This window comes from Paenibacillus sp. HGF5 (assembly GCF_000204455.1).
In the GTDB taxonomy this organism is placed as follows: Bacteria; Bacillota; Bacilli; order Paenibacillales; family Paenibacillaceae; genus Paenibacillus_AQ; species Paenibacillus_AQ lautus_A.
The window spans coordinates 1-15,707 of the sequence record NZ_AEXS01000019.1 but is presented as its reverse complement, the minus strand read 5'-3'; the positions used below and the strand labels follow the sequence as shown (position 1 = coordinate 15,707).

At 53.7% G+C, this 15,707-nt stretch carries 13 protein-coding genes; 7 read left to right on the top strand and 6 right to left on the bottom strand.

Annotated features, from left to right (window positions below; genetic code table 11):
• Positions 1-170: 170 nt before the first annotated feature.
• On the top strand, positions 171-1,142 hold the full coding sequence (locus HMPREF9412_RS02790; protein WP_009589901.1) for a siderophore ABC transporter substrate-binding protein: 972 nt from the start codon (positions 171-173) through the stop codon (positions 1,140-1,142).
• 186 nt (positions 1,143-1,328) lie between these two features.
• A complete protein-coding gene (locus HMPREF9412_RS02785; RefSeq protein ID WP_009589958.1) occupies positions 1,329-2,753 on the top strand; it encodes an NAD-dependent succinate-semialdehyde dehydrogenase in 1,425 nt (474 codons plus the stop codon).
• Between the two features lie 166 nt (positions 2,754-2,919).
• Here HMPREF9412_RS02785 and HMPREF9412_RS02780 read toward each other — a convergent pair whose 3' ends face one another.
• From HMPREF9412_RS02780 to HMPREF9412_RS02755, 6 genes are all read right to left on the bottom strand, one after another.
• Positions 2,920-3,882, bottom strand: a complete 963-nt coding sequence (locus HMPREF9412_RS02780) for a Gfo/Idh/MocA family protein (RefSeq protein ID WP_009590016.1) — start codon at positions 3,880-3,882, stop codon at positions 2,920-2,922.
• Positions 3,883-4,078: 196 nt separating this feature from the next.
• On the bottom strand, positions 4,079-5,062 hold the full coding sequence (locus HMPREF9412_RS02775) for a Gfo/Idh/MocA family protein (RefSeq protein WP_009590008.1): 984 nt from the start codon (positions 5,060-5,062) through the stop codon (positions 4,079-4,081).
• 118 nt (positions 5,063-5,180) lie between these two features.
• Entirely contained in the window at positions 5,181-6,203 is a 1,023-nt protein-coding gene (locus tag HMPREF9412_RS02770; RefSeq protein WP_009589793.1) for a Gfo/Idh/MocA family protein, read from the bottom strand.
• 43 nt (positions 6,204-6,246) lie between these two features.
• Positions 6,247-7,083, bottom strand: coding sequence for a carbohydrate ABC transporter permease (locus HMPREF9412_RS02765; RefSeq protein WP_009589889.1), 837 nt, complete (start codon positions 7,081-7,083; stop codon positions 6,247-6,249).
• 16 nt (positions 7,084-7,099) lie between these two features.
• Entirely contained in the window at positions 7,100-8,041 is a 942-nt protein-coding gene (locus tag HMPREF9412_RS02760; protein WP_036671097.1) for a carbohydrate ABC transporter permease, read from the bottom strand.
• A gap of 46 nt (positions 8,042-8,087) precedes the next feature.
• The gene (locus HMPREF9412_RS02755) at positions 8,088-9,350 is read right to left on the bottom strand and encodes an ABC transporter substrate-binding protein (protein WP_009589846.1); all 1,263 of its coding nucleotides are present in this window, start codon (positions 9,348-9,350) and stop codon (positions 8,088-8,090) included.
• Positions 9,351-9,772: 422 nt separating this feature from the next.
• Between HMPREF9412_RS02755 and HMPREF9412_RS33555 the strand changes: the two genes are divergently transcribed.
• From HMPREF9412_RS33555 to HMPREF9412_RS02735, 5 genes are all read left to right on the top strand, one after another.
• Positions 9,773-9,895, top strand: a complete 123-nt coding sequence (locus tag HMPREF9412_RS33555; protein WP_302621987.1) for a hypothetical protein — start codon at positions 9,773-9,775, stop codon at positions 9,893-9,895.
• A gap of 11 nt (positions 9,896-9,906) precedes the next feature.
• Positions 9,907-10,983, top strand: a complete 1,077-nt coding sequence (locus HMPREF9412_RS02750; RefSeq protein ID WP_254663986.1) for an ROK family protein — start codon at positions 9,907-9,909, stop codon at positions 10,981-10,983.
• A 70-nt stretch (positions 10,984-11,053) separates the two neighbouring features.
• Complete coding sequence (glpK, locus tag HMPREF9412_RS02745) at positions 11,054-12,544, top strand: glycerol kinase GlpK (protein ID WP_009590054.1); 1,491 nt, start codon at positions 11,054-11,056, stop codon at positions 12,542-12,544.
• 186 nt (positions 12,545-12,730) lie between these two features.
• On the top strand, positions 12,731-14,461 hold the full coding sequence (locus HMPREF9412_RS02740; RefSeq protein WP_009589973.1) for a glycerol-3-phosphate dehydrogenase/oxidase: 1,731 nt from the start codon (positions 12,731-12,733) through the stop codon (positions 14,459-14,461).
• Between the two features lie 115 nt (positions 14,462-14,576).
• Positions 14,577-15,569, top strand: a complete 993-nt coding sequence (locus HMPREF9412_RS02735; protein ID WP_009589912.1) for an aldose 1-epimerase — start codon at positions 14,577-14,579, stop codon at positions 15,567-15,569.
• Positions 15,570-15,707 lie beyond the last annotated feature (138 nt).

The window sequence follows — 15,707 nt, the reverse complement described above, 5'->3', positions numbered from 1 at the left end:
GGCTCAGGGAGAAGCTGATGAAGCGAGCTCACTCCCTGCACAAGGACTAGGCCGCCTTGGTTAAAGGACGGCATGGTTTCCTCTGCCCAAAATGAATTACATATTCAACCATAAATTCAAATATATGTTGAATTATAAAGATTTTAAATATAAAAAATGGGGTGTTAGGAATGAAAAAATGGTTGGCTTTATTTATGGTAGCAATGTTCACGCTTGTGCTCGCGGCTTGTGGTCAGGACGATAAAACGAGCGGTGCGGCTGGAGGCGATGCTGCGGGAGAAACGCCGCCTGCATCCGAAGAAATCACGATTACCCATAAGCTGGGTGAAACGCCTGTCAAGAAAAATCCTTCCCGCGTCGTCGTATTCGATTTTGGCATTCTGGATTCCGTGGATAAATTGGGCGTTGAGGTTTTGGGCGTTCCGCAAGCGAATATCCCGGCATACCTGTCCAAATTCGAAGACAAGAAATATGAGAATGTGGGCAGCCTGAAAGAGCCTGACTTTGAGAAAATCAACAGCATCGAGCCGGATCTGATCATTATTTCCGGCAGACAGCAGGATGCTTACGAGGAACTCAGCAAAATTGCCCCGACGATCTTCCTGGGCGTGGACACAAGCAAATACATGGAATCCTTCAAAGAGAACATGAATACGCTGGGTCAAATCTTCGGTAAAGAAGCCGAAGTTGAAAAAGAGCTTGCCACGATCGACGAGAACATCAAGGCTTTGAATGAGAAGGCTACTGCAACCGGCAAGAAAGCCCTGATCATTCTGGCGAACGAAGGCAAAATCAGCGCGTACGGCCCAGGCTCCCGTTTCGGCATTCTGCATGACGTGTTCGGTTTCGGTGCCGTCGATCCTAACATTGAAGTCAGCACGCACGGTAAAGATATTTCGAATGAATACATCGTTGAGATGAACCCGGATTATCTCTTTGTTGTGGACCGCGGTGCAGCGGTAGCCACGGGTGAAGGAGAATCAGGCGCCAAAGCGGTTGTCGAGAACGAGCTTGTAAACACAACCAATGCCGCAAAAGAGGGCAACATCGTGTATTTGAACCCTGATTTCTGGTATCTGTCCGGAGGCGGATTGACATCCGTATCCGAAATGATCACGGAAGTAGACGCAGCCGTTAAATAGGTGAACCTTAGCTATGAATATGGAAGCACTGGAGTTTCTTGACGAAGCTCCGGTGTTTTATTTTTTTGCATTAGGGTAAGTGGATATCGGATAATAGGCAGGACGGACCCTAAGTTAAATCATGTTTAGTCAATCATGATATCACATACTCTCAGTCATGAAGAATCGATTAGGAGGTCTTTTGTTATGTTTCAAAATCAAATCTATATCAACGGTAAATGGATAGAGACCGAGGAGCAGATGGATGTATATAACCCGGCGGACGGCACGGTTATCGGTACCGTATCCAAAGGCGGGAAGAAGGAAGCCCGGCTTGCCGTCGATGCGGCCGCCGATGCTTTTCCGGCATGGTCCCGCAGAACGGCGAACGAGCGGGGAGAGCTGCTGCGCCGCTGGCATGAGCTGATCGCGGGACATACGGACGAATTGGCAAGGATTATGACCACGGAGCAGGGGAAACCGCTGAAGGAAGCGGCGGGCGAGATACAATATGCCAACAGTTTCGTGGCATGGTACGCGGAAGAAGGCAAGCGAATCTACGGTGAGACCATCCCCGGATCATCCAGCCGCCAGCGCATCATTGTAACGAAGCAGCCTGTTGGCGTCGTTGCCGCCATCACGCCTTGGAATTTCCCGGCCTCCATGATTACACGTAAGGTGGCGCCGGCCCTGGCTGCGGGGTGCACCGTGGTGATCAAACCATCCGGCGAGACGCCGTTCACGGCGATCAAGCTGGTGGAGCTTGCGGATCAAGCCGGCATTCCAGCCGGGGTCATTAACATCGTAACCGGGTCTTCCAGCGACATTTCCAGCGTTTGGCAAGAGGACAGCCGGGTTAGAAAGCTGTCTTTTACGGGATCCACCGAAGTAGGGAAGCAGCTGATGGCCGGCGCGTCGGCCAACGTCAAGAAAATATCGCTGGAGCTTGGCGGCCATGCCCCGTTTATCGTGACCGATCAGGCGGACCTGGATCAAGCGGCTGCCGGATTGATTTCTTCCAAGTTCCGCAACGGGGGACAGACCTGCGTATGTGCCAACCGGGTTTATGTTCAGGAAGGGATCGCGGAGAAATTCGCTGCGAAGTTTTCGGAGCTTGTCAAGCAATTGAAGGTAGGCAGCGGAATGGAGAAGGGGGTTGATATCGGTCCCTTGATTAATCGGGAAGCCGCGGATAAAGTCGTACGACAGATCAAGGATGCGAAAGAGAAAGGCGGCATCGTCTTGGCAGGCGGTCAAGCCCTGCCCGAGCTCGGCGGCAATTATGTGGAGCCCACGGTCATCATGAACGCTACGGACGACATGGAGTGCATGAACGAGGAGACCTTCGGACCCCTTGCGCCGATTACCACTTTCGAAACGATAGACGAAGCCGTGCAGCGTGCCAATAACAGTCCGTATGGCTTGGCCGCCTATGTATTTACGCAAAATCTGGGTGAAGCGGTACGCATTGCCGAATCGTTGGATTACGGAATAGTAGGCGTGAATGATCCGGTGCCTTCGACAGCGCAAGCGCCGTTCGGCGGCTTTAAGGAGAGCGGGCTCGGCCGGGAAGGCGGGCATTACGGAATGGAGGAGTTCCTGGAGGTAAAATACATTTCGCTTGGATTATAAGAGTGGAGCGGGCATCTTCACGCTCCCAGCAATAACCAAGCGGCAAGAAGCTCTGACAGTGAAGCGGCTGCTTACTGCGCTGCATGAACAGAACGAAACATGTTGTTAAACGAAAAGTAAAAGGGAGTCCTCAAAGTCTGCAGACCGCGAGAACGCCCTTATTGCATTATGGCTGAATCGTTACAGGTTGGCCGGTCTCGGCGGATTCATTGGCCGCCAGCGTCACTTCCAGCGTCTTGAAGCCGTCTTCGTAGGATGCCAGCACCAGGCTCGGGTCATTGCTCCGAATAGCGTCAATAAAGGCATTGGTAAGATTTTTGTAAAAGTCCGTCTTGCTGCGGTACACCACTTCCTTCTCCTTGTCTACGATGGAGAGCGTGGTTCCGTCCAGGACGACCCGGAAATCCCGGCCCATGATCTCGATACCGCTGCGGTGATCGAACTGGATAAACCCGGTTTGCATATGGCCGACGGCCCCCGAATCCAAGACGAATTGGATGGCGCCCACATCCGGAATGTCCAGATCCGGAATGTCGTTGACCAGCAGCAGTTTCATATCGGCATACAGGCGGGTGATGTCGCCGCACAGGTAGCGGACCAAGTCCATGGTATGCGTGGATTGCTCAACCAGCTGCCCGCCGGACAATGCCTTTTTGCGCCACCATGGTGTCGGCACAGGCGTTGTGATGTAGTGGGCGCGGACCATGCCGATTTTTTTGTCCTTGAGAAAATCCTTGGCGATCGCCACCGTATCCAGGTACCGCAGGCAGTAACCGGAGGCGGCGATGATTCCGCTTTCAGCAATGACTTTGGCTTTGTGGCGAACGGACTCGACGTCCAGCCCCAGCGGCTTCTCCACCATCAGATGAATGCCCTTGGCAGCTGCCTGCTCTTCAATGTCGCCATGGCAGAACGGCGGAATGCACACATACAGCACATCGAGCGGCTCCTGCTCCAGCATCGTGCTGCCGTCCGTGTAATATGCCGCGCCGTAAAGCTCGGCTTGCTGTTTGGCTAACGCTTCATTCGTATCGCATATCGCGGCCAGTTGGACATGTTCGTTCCCGTGAAGATTTTTAATGTGAACGGCGCCCATGCCGCCCGCTCCCATCACGCCTGCTTTAATCATAGGTTGCTTCACTCCCGATCGTATAAAATGTTGGCTTCAAGTTCCGGTAACTCGATTACTCACACGTGATTATAGCCCCGCCATCCATATTATTCAAGCATTCATTTGGGCCAGGATTTACGGATCCGCTATGAAAAAAAGCACAGAAGGTCTTCTCGTATACGACGAGAAAACGACTTCTGTGCCGGTTATCCAATCACAGCTCCGACATCGCGATCGTCCGCTTGTCTGCTGACGATCGGTAGGCGGCTACGGCCACGGCTAGCGCATGAAGCCCGTCCTCGCCGGTAACGGATGCCTCCGCGGCACCGGAGGAGATGGCATCTACGAAATCCCTGATCAGGCTGGCATCCATGCTGTCGCCCCAAGCCTGATGGCGGTATCCGGATTCATCGGTATATACGTGCAGCTTCTGACTGGTGGCATTGACGCTGAGGGTCCCGGCGGAACCGACGATTTCCAGGGTGACGTCGCCCCAGGTCGGGAACTCCTTGTTGCGGGACCAGCTGCAATCCAGCGTAGCAAATACGCCATTGTCGAATTCCATGGTCAGGATGCCGCTGTCATCAATCGGAGTTTCCGAGATGAGATGGTCGACCTCGGCGTACACTTCCTTGACCTCGGCACCGGTGATCCAGCGCATAATATCGGCGACGTGCACGGTATGGTCAATGACGGCTCCTCCGCCGGAGAGCTCCGGATCGATGAACCAACCGCCGGGATTGCGTCCGCGGTTGGTTCCCTTCATGGCCAGAATGCGGCCTAATTTCCCCTCATCGATCATCTGCTTGGCCCGCACGACCGTTGTATTGTAACGCACCGGGAATGCCGTTTGCAGCAGCACGCCGTTAGCTTTGCAGGCATGAATCATGTCCTGTGCATCCTGTATGTTGGTCGATAGCGGTTTTTCGCAGAGCACATGAACCCCGGCCGCAGCGGCGGCCAGCACGTGTTCCTTATGATGCGCGTTCTCGGATGTCACGATGACGCCGTCCAAGCCTTGGTCCAGCAGCTCGCGATAATCCCGATAATAGGCGGTTTCGAAATGCTCGGCGTATTTCCGGCCACGCTCCTCTACAGGGTCGGCAATGCCGGCAAGCTCCACGCCTTCAATTCCGAGAAGGGCTTTGGCATAACTGAACGCATGCATATGCGCAAAGCTGATCACTCCCAATTTCATGGCTTTCTCTCCTTGTTTAGTGATAAGAAAGTATATCCCGCAGAGGCTTGCCCTCCTTATCCAGCAACAAAATCTGCAGGCTGCGGGCTCTCCAGATAATACATCGATAGCGTTTATTTCATGTCGAGGTGAGGGTAAGCGCAGCGTCCCCGATAACCACTGGCTCGCCTGCGGCCATGGAGGCTAGAGCGGCAAGTGCGATGCGAAGCGCCTCATAGGCGTCTTCGGCGGAAACCAGCGGCTCGCTTCCGTCGCGGATGCACGACATAAAGTGTTCCAGTTCCCGGTAATAGGGACTGCGTTCAAGCGGGCTTTCCGGAACGGCGACGCCGGGAATCGTCGCGGCACTGCTCCGCGATTTGAAGAGAAGCGGGCTGTCCTTGGCACTATCATAGTCAATGATGCCGCTCGTGCCTGCCATCTCCAAATTCATGGAGAAGCCGTCATGGGCCCAGGTGCCCTCCACATGAGCGATGACGCCGCTGCGGAAGCGAAGGGTCACCAGCGAATAATCCAGCTGAGCCTGGTGGCGGCCGTTCAGCCCCTTGGCATAGACGCGCTCAACTTCTCCGAAGCACCAGCGCAGGTAATCAAAATCATGGATCATCGCATCCAGCGTAATGCCGCCGCTCGCTCCAAAATCGCTGTACCAATGGTTCCAGCCGATCGGATAACCGCCGCCGCGGCCAGCCCGGATGACAGCAGGCTTCCCGATGCTGCCTTGATCGAGCAGCGCCTTGGCCTTCACGTATTCCGGGAAGAAGCGCAGCACATGACCGACAAACAAGCGTACACCCTTATCATGGCAGTAGTTGATCATGAATCGCGCGTCTTCTTCGGTTCTTGCCAGCGGTTTCTCGCATATGACATGCTTGCCGATGTCCGCCGCTTTGACAACGTAGTCCTTGTGAAGCGGGGTTGGCAGGCAGACGTCGATGACATCGATCTGACCTGCACCCAAATCCTCTACCGCCGCTTCGATCGAACGATAGGCGCCTGCTTCATATTCGTCCGCAAGCTGCCTCGCTTTCTCCAGCCGGATATCGGCAATGCCGGCAAGCTTCACTCCCGGCATTGAAGCATAGGCGGCGGCATGGGTTTTTCCCATGGCGCCTGCACCAATGACTAACACGTGTAACATTTATCGTACACTCCTTTTTTACATGGTGGGCTGATTCAGTCGGTTATCCTTTGATCCCATTCATGGCGATGCCTTCAATAAAGTATCGCTGAAGGAAGATAAACAGGATAATGATGGGGAGGGTGGCCATCAAGGCCCCGGCCATCAGCAGCGGATAATCGGTGGAATGCTGCCCCTGGAAGCTGGATATCCCGATCGAAAGCACTCGCATCTCCTCGGAGCTCGTCATAATGAGCGGCCACAGCAGATCGTTCCATGAGGCTAAGATGGTGAAAATCGCCAGCGAGACGAGTGCGGCCTTGGATAACGGCAAGTAGATATTCCAGTAGATCCGGAAATAACTGCAGCCGTCGATTTTGGCGGCTTCCTCCAGATCCTTCGGCAGCGTCATGAAGAACTGTCTTAACAAGAACGTGCCGAAGGCACTGAATATGCCGGGTACGATGAGCACGTAAAACGTGTCGAGCCAGTTGAACTCGCGCATGATGACAAAGCTCGGAATCATAACGACTTGGGAAGGTACCATCAATACGGCCAGGAGGGCGAGAAAAATGGCATTCTTGAACGGGAACCTCAAGCTGGCGAAAGCATAGGCTGCAAGCGAGCACAGAATGAGCTGGCCCGCGGTGCGACCCACCGTCACGATGACGGTGTTCAAATAATAAGTGCCGAAATCAATGGTTTGGATGACACGAAGGTAGTTGTCCGGATGCCATTCCACAGGCAGCCATTTCGGTGGAACGGACATGGAGTCGGCAAAGGACTTGAAGGATGTCGAGATCATCCACAGAAACGGCATGATCATGAGCAGCGCCCCGACGGCTAACAGGATGTGTACCGCCAGGCGGCTTGCTTTTTCAGCTTGGGTTGAAGTAGTCACGTCTACGCACCTCCTGTTATTGGTAATGGACCCAGCGCTTCTGAATGTACATCTGAATCATGGTGATGATCAGAATGACCACGAAGAGAATGAAGGCTTGCGCCGAAGCGTACCCCATGTTGAAGTATTTGAATCCGTCTTCCCAGATGCTGTATACCACCGTCCGGGTGGACTCGAGCATCGTGGTCTGCTGATCCATCATGATGAAGATCAGGTCGAACACCTGGAACGAATTGATGAAGGACATGACCAGGACAAAGAACAAACTGGGCGTGAGCAGAGGCAGCGTAATCCGGAAGAACTTATACAGCGTCCCCGCTCCGTCAAGCGAAGCCGCTTCATAGTAGCTGCCGGAGATGCCCTGCAGACCCGAGAGCAGAATAACGGCGTTATAACCGATGCTGCTCCACACGCTGACAAGCACAATGGAGAACAAGGCGAATTTCTCGTCAAACAGCCAGTTGGGCTGCGGCAGGTTCATGACGCCCAGCACATGGTTGATTAATCCGAATTCGGAATTGTACAACCATTTCCACACCATGCCGACCGCGATCGGCATGGTGATGACGGGAATGAAATAGAACGTGCGGTAGAAGACCATACCCTTGATCTTCTGGTTCAGCAGCACCGCCAGCACCGTTGCCAGTGCAACGGATAACGGTACCGTACCGATGGTATACAGCATCGTGTTCAGCATGGAGCCGGTGAATTTGTCGTCCTTCATCAAATTCGCGAAGTTATCGAGCCCGATGAATTGGGGGGCAGTCAGTCCGTCCCAGGAAGTAAACGACAGAAACAGGGAGGCGGCGGAAGGTGCCATGTAGAACAGACCGAGGCCCAGCACGACAGGCAGAATGAAGATGTATCCCCACATGGCTTCGTGAAAGGCAAGTTTCCCGACCTTTCGCTTGGCCGTCGTTTCAGGAGGTTTCGTGGTCACAGTGATGGGAGAGCTCACAGGCTGCACCGTCCTTTCTTAGGTTCCGTATTGGAAGGGCTGTTCGTTAATTGGTTTCCGTCGCAAGGATGGCATTCATCTGCTCACCTGCATTTTTCAACGCCTCTTCAAACGTTTTCTTGCCGAGGAAGGCGGCCTGGATTTCCTTCACTTCCGCGTCCTGCCACTCTGCGGTTTTTTGGGATACGGGATACGGGACGGCAAACTCCAGGCTGTCGACGAACACTTGCAGATCAAGCGAAGGAATGGATTTCAGCCAGCCACCCTCCGTGCCTTTGTAAGCAGGCATCGAGAAGCCCGAGTCAGCCAGCAATTCCTGTCCTTCCTTCCCGGATAGAATCTGAATCAATTCCCAGGACTCCTGCTCGACCTTGGTTTTGCCGTTGATGGCCCAGCTGAGTCCATGGACGATGGACGCCTTTTCCTTTCCGGCGGGCAGAACCGCGACGCCCAGCTTGTCGCCAAGCAGCTTGTGCAGTTCCGGAGAGTTGACGGAGATTCCCGGGAACATGGCGGCCTTGCCCGATCCGAACAGCTGGCGCGACTTGGTTTCAAGCTGCTGCTGCGCATTCGGAGAGTAGCCTTTTTCAATCAGGCTCTGCTGCCATTTGAATGCCGAAAGAGCTTCCGGCGTATCGTAACCGGACGTTTTTTTATCGTCGGATATCACGAATCCGCCGGCCTGGGCAATATAGTTGTAATAACCGATTTGACTGTCGATCGGCGTAATATAGCCGTAGATTCCGTTCGATTTATCCGTCAGCTTGGCTGCGTTCTCTTCTACCGTTTCCCAGGTCCAGGTATCGTCGGGATAGGGCAGCCCGGCCATGTCAAATAGTTCTTTGTTGTAGAAAAGTCCTACGGAATCCTGGAAGTAAGGAAGTCCGTGAAGCTTGCCTTGATAGGTATACATATCGACGAGCGCTTCGGTATAAACCGAGGTATCGAGCCCGCTTTGCTCGATCAGGGGGGACAGGTCTTTGATCAGACCGGAGGAGGCATACGAGTGAAAGTTGGGTCCGTTCATCCAGTAGACGTCGGGACCGCTGTTGCCGGCGAGGCTGGTTTTCAGCTTGGTCCAATAATCCGCCCATGGGGTGTAGGTCACCTTCACCTGTACATTGGGATGCTTCTCATTGAAAATTTTGATGGATTTGTCCAGCGTGTCCCGCACATTTTCGTCCCATAGGGCAACGTTGATAACCTTCTTGCCATTATCTCCTCCGGAGGCATTGCCGCCTCCGCAGGCGGACAGCAGGGCGGAGAACACGAACAGTACCGAAATCAGGACAGACATTCTTTTTTTCATCAAATAACCCTCCTTGAATTCACATGGTTTTTGATCAAGCGTGGTTGGTCGTGTGGCTTGTTCGAAGTGAATCGATCCCCCAAAGCGCCCCCTTTGTGTTTGAGTGTAAAAAGCGATAGTTATTCCATTAGTCGAAAAAAGTTAACATCTCAATGCTATCTTTCTTGACAGAATAACCAGCTTCTATTGCGAAAGATTATATAATCACCTTGTTTATTTTTCAAGATAGCGATTTCAAATCCTTTTAAATTCTTTTTTTCACAATATGAGAGAGTCATTATCAAATCTTACGCCGTATGTTATTTCGATGAATGGAATAAGTTTATATCCGCTCGTTGAAAATGTTATAGTGGTTCTAACCTCATTTTTCCGATACAGAAAGTCGCACTACAATGAAGAACCCATAGAAAGGTTGAACTTGCTTGAACAATATGAAAAAAGGCAATCACAAGCTGATCCAGGCGCTAAACCGGTCCAAGGTGCTGAACAAGATCCGTACGGAAGGCCCTATATCGAGAATCGAACTGGCCAAAAAAACAAGCTGAGTCCCTCCACGGTGGCATCGGCCGTTCAAGAACTGATCAGGGAAGGCTACGTTTCCGAAATTGGAACAGGCTCCTCCAGCGGCGGGAGAAAACCCATACTGCTTAAATTCAATCCGGATAATCACTTTCTGTTAGCCGTAAGCATAACGAATTCGGTCATGATCCTGGCCCGGATGAATCTGGAGGCGAAGGTGCTCGCAAAGGAAACGCACCCTATAGCCGGACTCCAGGGAGAAGCGGTTATCGAGCGGCTGCTGCACCTGATGGATGATTTCATGGCAGGTCAGGAGGACCTGGAACGGTGCGTCGGCATTTCCATTAACGTCCCCGGCATTGTGAGCGACAGCCAGGGCGTCGTGCATTATAACACGAAACTGCGGATGACGAATGTTCCGCTGAAACGGATATTTGAAGACCGCTACGGAATGCGGACCTGGGTTGAGAATGACATGAATTCCGTTGTGCTGGCCGAACGCCGGTTCGGCGATTACGCGTTCGCGAATCTGATCTATATATCCATTGGGGACGGGCTTGGTTCCGGTATTTTGATTAACGATCATCTCCTAAGAGGCAAGCATGGCGGTGCGGGTGAATTCGGGCATACGAGCGTGAATCGCAGCGGAATCCGCTGCGAATGCGGCAATGCAGGCTGCCTCGACAGTTATATCAGCTGGATTGCTATGTATTCCCGCATTATTACGGCGATCGCAACGGGAAGGCCGACGCTGATCCAGGAGCTGAGTGGAGGGGATTACAGTAAAATTGTTCCGTCCGTATTCAAGGAAGCCCTTCGCAAGGGGGACAAGCTGGCGAGGGATCTGAATGAAGAAGTGGCCGAGCACTTGGGAGCGGCCATCGTCAACCTGGTGAACATGTTTAATCCCGAGGCGTTGATATTAGGCGGGGATTTGGCGCATGGAAATCCGGAATTGCTGGACATGGTCAGCGCATATATCGACCGGCATGCGATGCCGATTCTGAAGGATGACATGGTTTTCGGCTTGGCTTCCCTGGGCGAGGAGGACAAGCTAATGGGTGCGGCTTCGGTCCTGCTGCAGGACCTGCTGGGCTTCTCTTTCATGGAATAATGGATTTGACAACGTTTCCATCTGCACGTTATCTTTGGTTAAATGCATAAGCAGAAAGGGGAGAAGATGCTTGGAGAAGTACATTCTGGCGCTTGACCAAGGAACGACAAGCTCGCGCGCGATCCTGTTTAACCGCGAAGGGCAAATCGTTCACTCCGCTCAAAGGGAATTTCCGCAGTATTTTCCGAAGCCCGGCTGGGTGGAGCAGAATGCCAACGAAATATGGGGCTCGATTCTGGCGGTCATTGCGACTTGCTTATCCGAAGCGGGCGTGAAGACGGAGCAGATTGCCGGCATCGGAATTACGAATCAGCGGGAGACCGCCGTGGTATGGGACCGCAAGAGCGGTGAACCGATATATCCCGCCATCGTATGGCAATCTCGCCAGACGGCCGGCATATGCGAGGAGCTCATTGCAGCAGGCCATGACGGGACGGTCAGGGAGAAGACGGGACTTCTGATCGATCCCTATTTCTCGGGAACGAAGATCAAATGGATCCTCGATCATGTGGACGGTGCGCGCGAACGGGCCAAGCGAGGAGAGATTATATTCGGGACCATCGACACCTGGCTGATCTGGAAGCTGTCGGGCGGCCAGGTGCATGTCACCGATTATTCCAACGCATCGCGTACGATGCTCTATAACATCCATGAATTGAAATGGGATGAGGAGCTGCTGCAGCTGCTGGACATACCCAAGGCCATGCTGCCTGAGGTCAGGCCGTCATCCGAAATATATTCCAATACGGCATCCTATCACTTCTTCGGGCGAGAGGTTCCGATTGCCGGAGCGGCCGGCGATCAGCAAGCGGCGCTGTTCGGCCAGACCTGCTTCTCCGAAGGCATGGTGAAGACGACCTACGGAACAGGCAGCTTTATGCTGATGAATACCGGCGATAAGCCGGTTCAATCCGAGCATGGGCTGATCACCACGATCGCCTGGGGACTGGATGGCCGTGTACAATACGCCCTTGAGGGCAGCGTTTTCGTGGCGGGCTCCGCGATACAGTGGCTGCGCGACGGTCTTCGAATGTTCCGCGAAGCCAAGGACAGCGAGCCCTATGCAAGACGGGTCCCATCCACCGAAGGCGTCTATGTGGTGCCGGCTTTTGTCGGTCTTGGCAGTCCGTATTGGAACAGCGATGTGCGGGGGGCGGTCTTCGGCCTGACGCGAGGCACGTCGAAGGAGCATTTCATCCGTGCAACCCTCGAGTCGCTTGCGTATCAAACGCGCGATGTGCTCTCCGTGATGGAAGAGGATTCGGGCTTTCATATCGAATCCCTGCGGGTGGATGGAGGAGCGGTGTCCAACACCTTTCTTATGGAATTCCAAAGCGACATCCTGAACGTTCCGGTGGAAGTGCCGGACATTACGGAGACAACGGCGCTCGGTGCAGCTTACCTGGCAGGGCTCGCTGTCGGCTTCTGGAAGGATCAGGAGGAGATATGCAGCAAGTGGAGCATGGGGCAAAGCTTCAAACCAACCATGGAGGAAAGCGCAAGGGAGCAATTATACGGCGGCTGGAAAAAAGCCGTTTATGCAGCAATGGCTTTTCATTAGCATTTTATATGGTATAATGATCAATAAGTGAATAGATGTCTGGAGACTTGGAGAGACCACTAGGCGCGGAAACCTCATGATATGGGGTTGTTACCGCGTGTTCGTGGTCTCTTTTTTGCTGTCTTTTTTCTGGGGAAGGGTAACGATAGATAAAAACAGGGTAAAGCATACTGGGAGGGATTCAATGTGGAGCAGTCACAGTCGTTTTCAAGTTTGGACCGCGGGCATCGATTTCAAAGAATAGCAGAGGGCACCTACGATCTGATCGTGATCGGCGGCGGAATCACGGGTGCGGGGATTGCACTGGATGCGGTCACGCGCGGCATGTCGGTGCTGCTGGTGGAAATGCAGGATTTTGCGGCGGGAACGAGCAGCCGTTCCACCAAGCTGGTGCATGGCGGGCTGCGGTATTTGAAGCAGTTTGAAGTCGGCATGGTGGCCGAGGTAGGCAAAGAACGGGCCGTGGTGTACGAGAACGGACCGCACGTAACGACTCCGGAGTGGATGCTGCTGCCGATACATCAGGGCGGCACCTTCGGGAAATTCAGTACCTCCATCGGTTTGATGGTGTATGATTTCCTGGCCGGCGTGAAGCGGGGAGAACGGCGATCCATGTTGTCCGCATCCGAGACATTGAAGCGGGAGCCGCTTCTGAAGCAGGAGGGCCTGAAGGGCGGCGGCTATTACGTGGAATACCGGACGGACGACGCCAGGCTGACGCTGGAGGTCATGAAGGAGGCGGCCGCCAGAGGGGCGGTTCTGTTTAACTACGCCAAGGCGGAGTCGCTGAATTATGATGCGAATGGGCGGATTACCGGGGTTACGGTAAGGGATATGCTCGGCGGCGCTGTGAAGTCCGTCTCCGGCACCAAAATCGTAAATGCGGCCGGACCTTGGGTGGACCAAGTGCGCGAAATGGATAAGTCCAGGAAGGGAAAGATGCTTCAGCTGACCAAAGGGGTTCATCTGGTCATCGACCAATCCAGGTTCCCGCTTCGCCAGGCGGTCTACTTCGATACGCCCGACGGCAGGATGGTGTTTGCCATTCCCCGGGACGGGAAAACCTATGTCGGCACAACCGACACGGTTTACAAGGCGGATCCCGTACGTCCCTTGATCACGGTGGAAGACCGGGATTATATTTTGAAGGCCATCCATTATATGTTTCCGGGCGTAAAGCTAAGTCCGGCAGACGTTGAATCGGGATGGGCCGGAGTCCGGCCCCTGATTCTGGAGGAAGGCAAAAGCCCGTCCGAAATTTCCCGCAAGGATGAAATTTGGGAATCCCCCTCCGGCCTGATCACCATTGCCGGAGGCAAGCTGACCGGATATCGGAAAATGGCCGACACCGTCGTTGACCTGGTAGCGAAACGGATTCAAGAAAGCGGCGGTAAGGCATATGGCGCCAGCGTAACGAAGAATCTGCCGATTTCCGGCGGTCAGGTTGGCGGTTCCAGCCAATTTCCGGATTTTGTCCGCAAGCAGACGGAGATCGGCGCGGCGCAAGGAATTGACCGCAAGCTTGCCGAGCACTGGGCGCGAATGTACGGCTCAAACGCAGCGGAATTGTTCCGTTTGGCCAAGGAAGGCTCCGATCAGGCGGAGGCATCGGCGCTTCCGGTGTCGGTATTGGTTCCGCTGATGTATGCCATTGAGCACGAGATGGCATCGAAGCCGGCCGACTTTTTTATCCGTCGCACGGGGTCTCTCTTGTTTCATATCGACTGGACGAGAAAATGGAAGGTGCCCGTGATCAATTATATGGCTACCGTACTGGGCTGGAACGAACAGCAGAGAACCGAGTACACCAGGGAACTGGATGAGGAGCTGGCTTCGGCCGAACAGCCGGCAGCCAACGAACCGCCGGCCCAGGCTCCGATTCCGCCAAACGCTTCAAAAGCCAAACTTTCGTCTTAAATGGCCGGCCGTGAGAGGGGGGGGATGGGTCAGCCCGTCTACCCCGAACATATAGAAGTAAGGGCACTGGTATGATAATCTATATACGTTCACACTTGAGAGGAGAGATCACCCGATGAACCACAAAGCGTATGAAGGATCGTATCAGGGAGAGCGTGCGGTTTGGCTCCAGCATGGCCCTTATGAAGCGGCGATATTGCCTGAAATCGGAGGCAATCTCATCGCTTTCAGGGATAACGTAAGCGGTTACCGGTTCCTGCGCGAGCCGGAAGAGAACGAAATGGAAGCATTCAAAGCCAGTCCGGGCGTTCACGGCATTCCTGTTCTGTTTCCGCCTAACCGATATGAGGACGGACGGTTTCCTTGGAACGGACAAACCTATCAATTCCCGGTAAACGAAGAAGAGACGGGCAATCACCTCCATGGTTTTTTACATACGACCCCTTGGAGTGTCGAGGATTATGGCAGCAGCGAGGCTGAGAGTTATGTGGTGGTCTCCGTCACGGTTGACGAGAATCATCCGGTGTATGCCATGCTTCCGCACCGCTTCACCTTCCGTCTTCGCTACACGCTGAATCAGGACGGCCTGGCACAGCATGTGTTTATACGGAATCAGGGTACCAGCAGCATGCCGTGCCTGCTAGCTTTCCATACGGCGATCAATGCTCCCTTTGCCCCGGAAAGCACGGCGGATGATTGCGTCGTGAGAATCACCATTGGCGAGCGGTGGGAGATGAACGACCGAATGCTGCCGACCGGCAAGTTCCAAGCGCTGACGGCAGAAGAAAAGCTGCTTCGCACGGGCGGCGTGAATCCCTATTTCGATTCGATGGACAACCATTATACGGCCGTTCCGCAAAACGGCAGAAACCGCATGGAGCTGACGGATACCAAGCTTGGCAAAACATTCGTTTACGATGTCGGCAACTCGTATAAGCAGTGGATGGTATGGAACAGCAAGGCGTCCCGAAAATTTTTCTGTCCTGAACCGCAGATCAACCTGGTTAATGCACCGAACACGGACTTGCCTGCGGACGAGATCGGTCTGTTCGGTTTGGCGCCGGGCGAGATTTGGGAGGCAAGCTCCCGTTTGTATCTTAAGAATTAGGGGAAGAACCCCTTCCTTAAAAAAGCGTATGGATCGAAGCACCCGAAACGACAGGGTGTTAACGATCCATACGCTTTATGTTTGTATGATGCCTTGTTCAACCGCCTGTCGAAGACAAGGAAGCCGGCTCGCATTTGC

Coding starts and splice junctions, on each gene's coding strand:
- HMPREF9412_RS02790 (WP_009589901.1), top strand. CDS start 171: ATGAAAAAATGGTTGGCTTTATTTATGGTAGCAATGTTCACGCTTGTG.
- HMPREF9412_RS02785 (WP_009589958.1), top strand. CDS start 1,329: ATGTTTCAAAATCAAATCTATATCAACGGTAAATGGATAGAGACCGAG.
- HMPREF9412_RS02780 (WP_009590016.1), bottom strand. CDS start 3,882: ATGATTAAAGCAGGCGTGATGGGAGCGGGCGGCATGGGCGCCGTTCAC.
- HMPREF9412_RS02775 (WP_009590008.1), bottom strand. CDS start 5,062: ATGAAATTGGGAGTGATCAGCTTTGCGCATATGCATGCGTTCAGTTAT.
- HMPREF9412_RS02770 (WP_009589793.1), bottom strand. CDS start 6,203: ATGTTACACGTGTTAGTCATTGGTGCAGGCGCCATGGGAAAAACCCAT.
- HMPREF9412_RS02755 (WP_009589846.1), bottom strand. CDS start 9,350: ATGAAAAAAAGAATGTCTGTCCTGATTTCGGTACTGTTCGTGTTCTCC.
- HMPREF9412_RS02735 (WP_009589912.1), top strand. CDS start 14,577: ATGAACCACAAAGCGTATGAAGGATCGTATCAGGGAGAGCGTGCGGTT.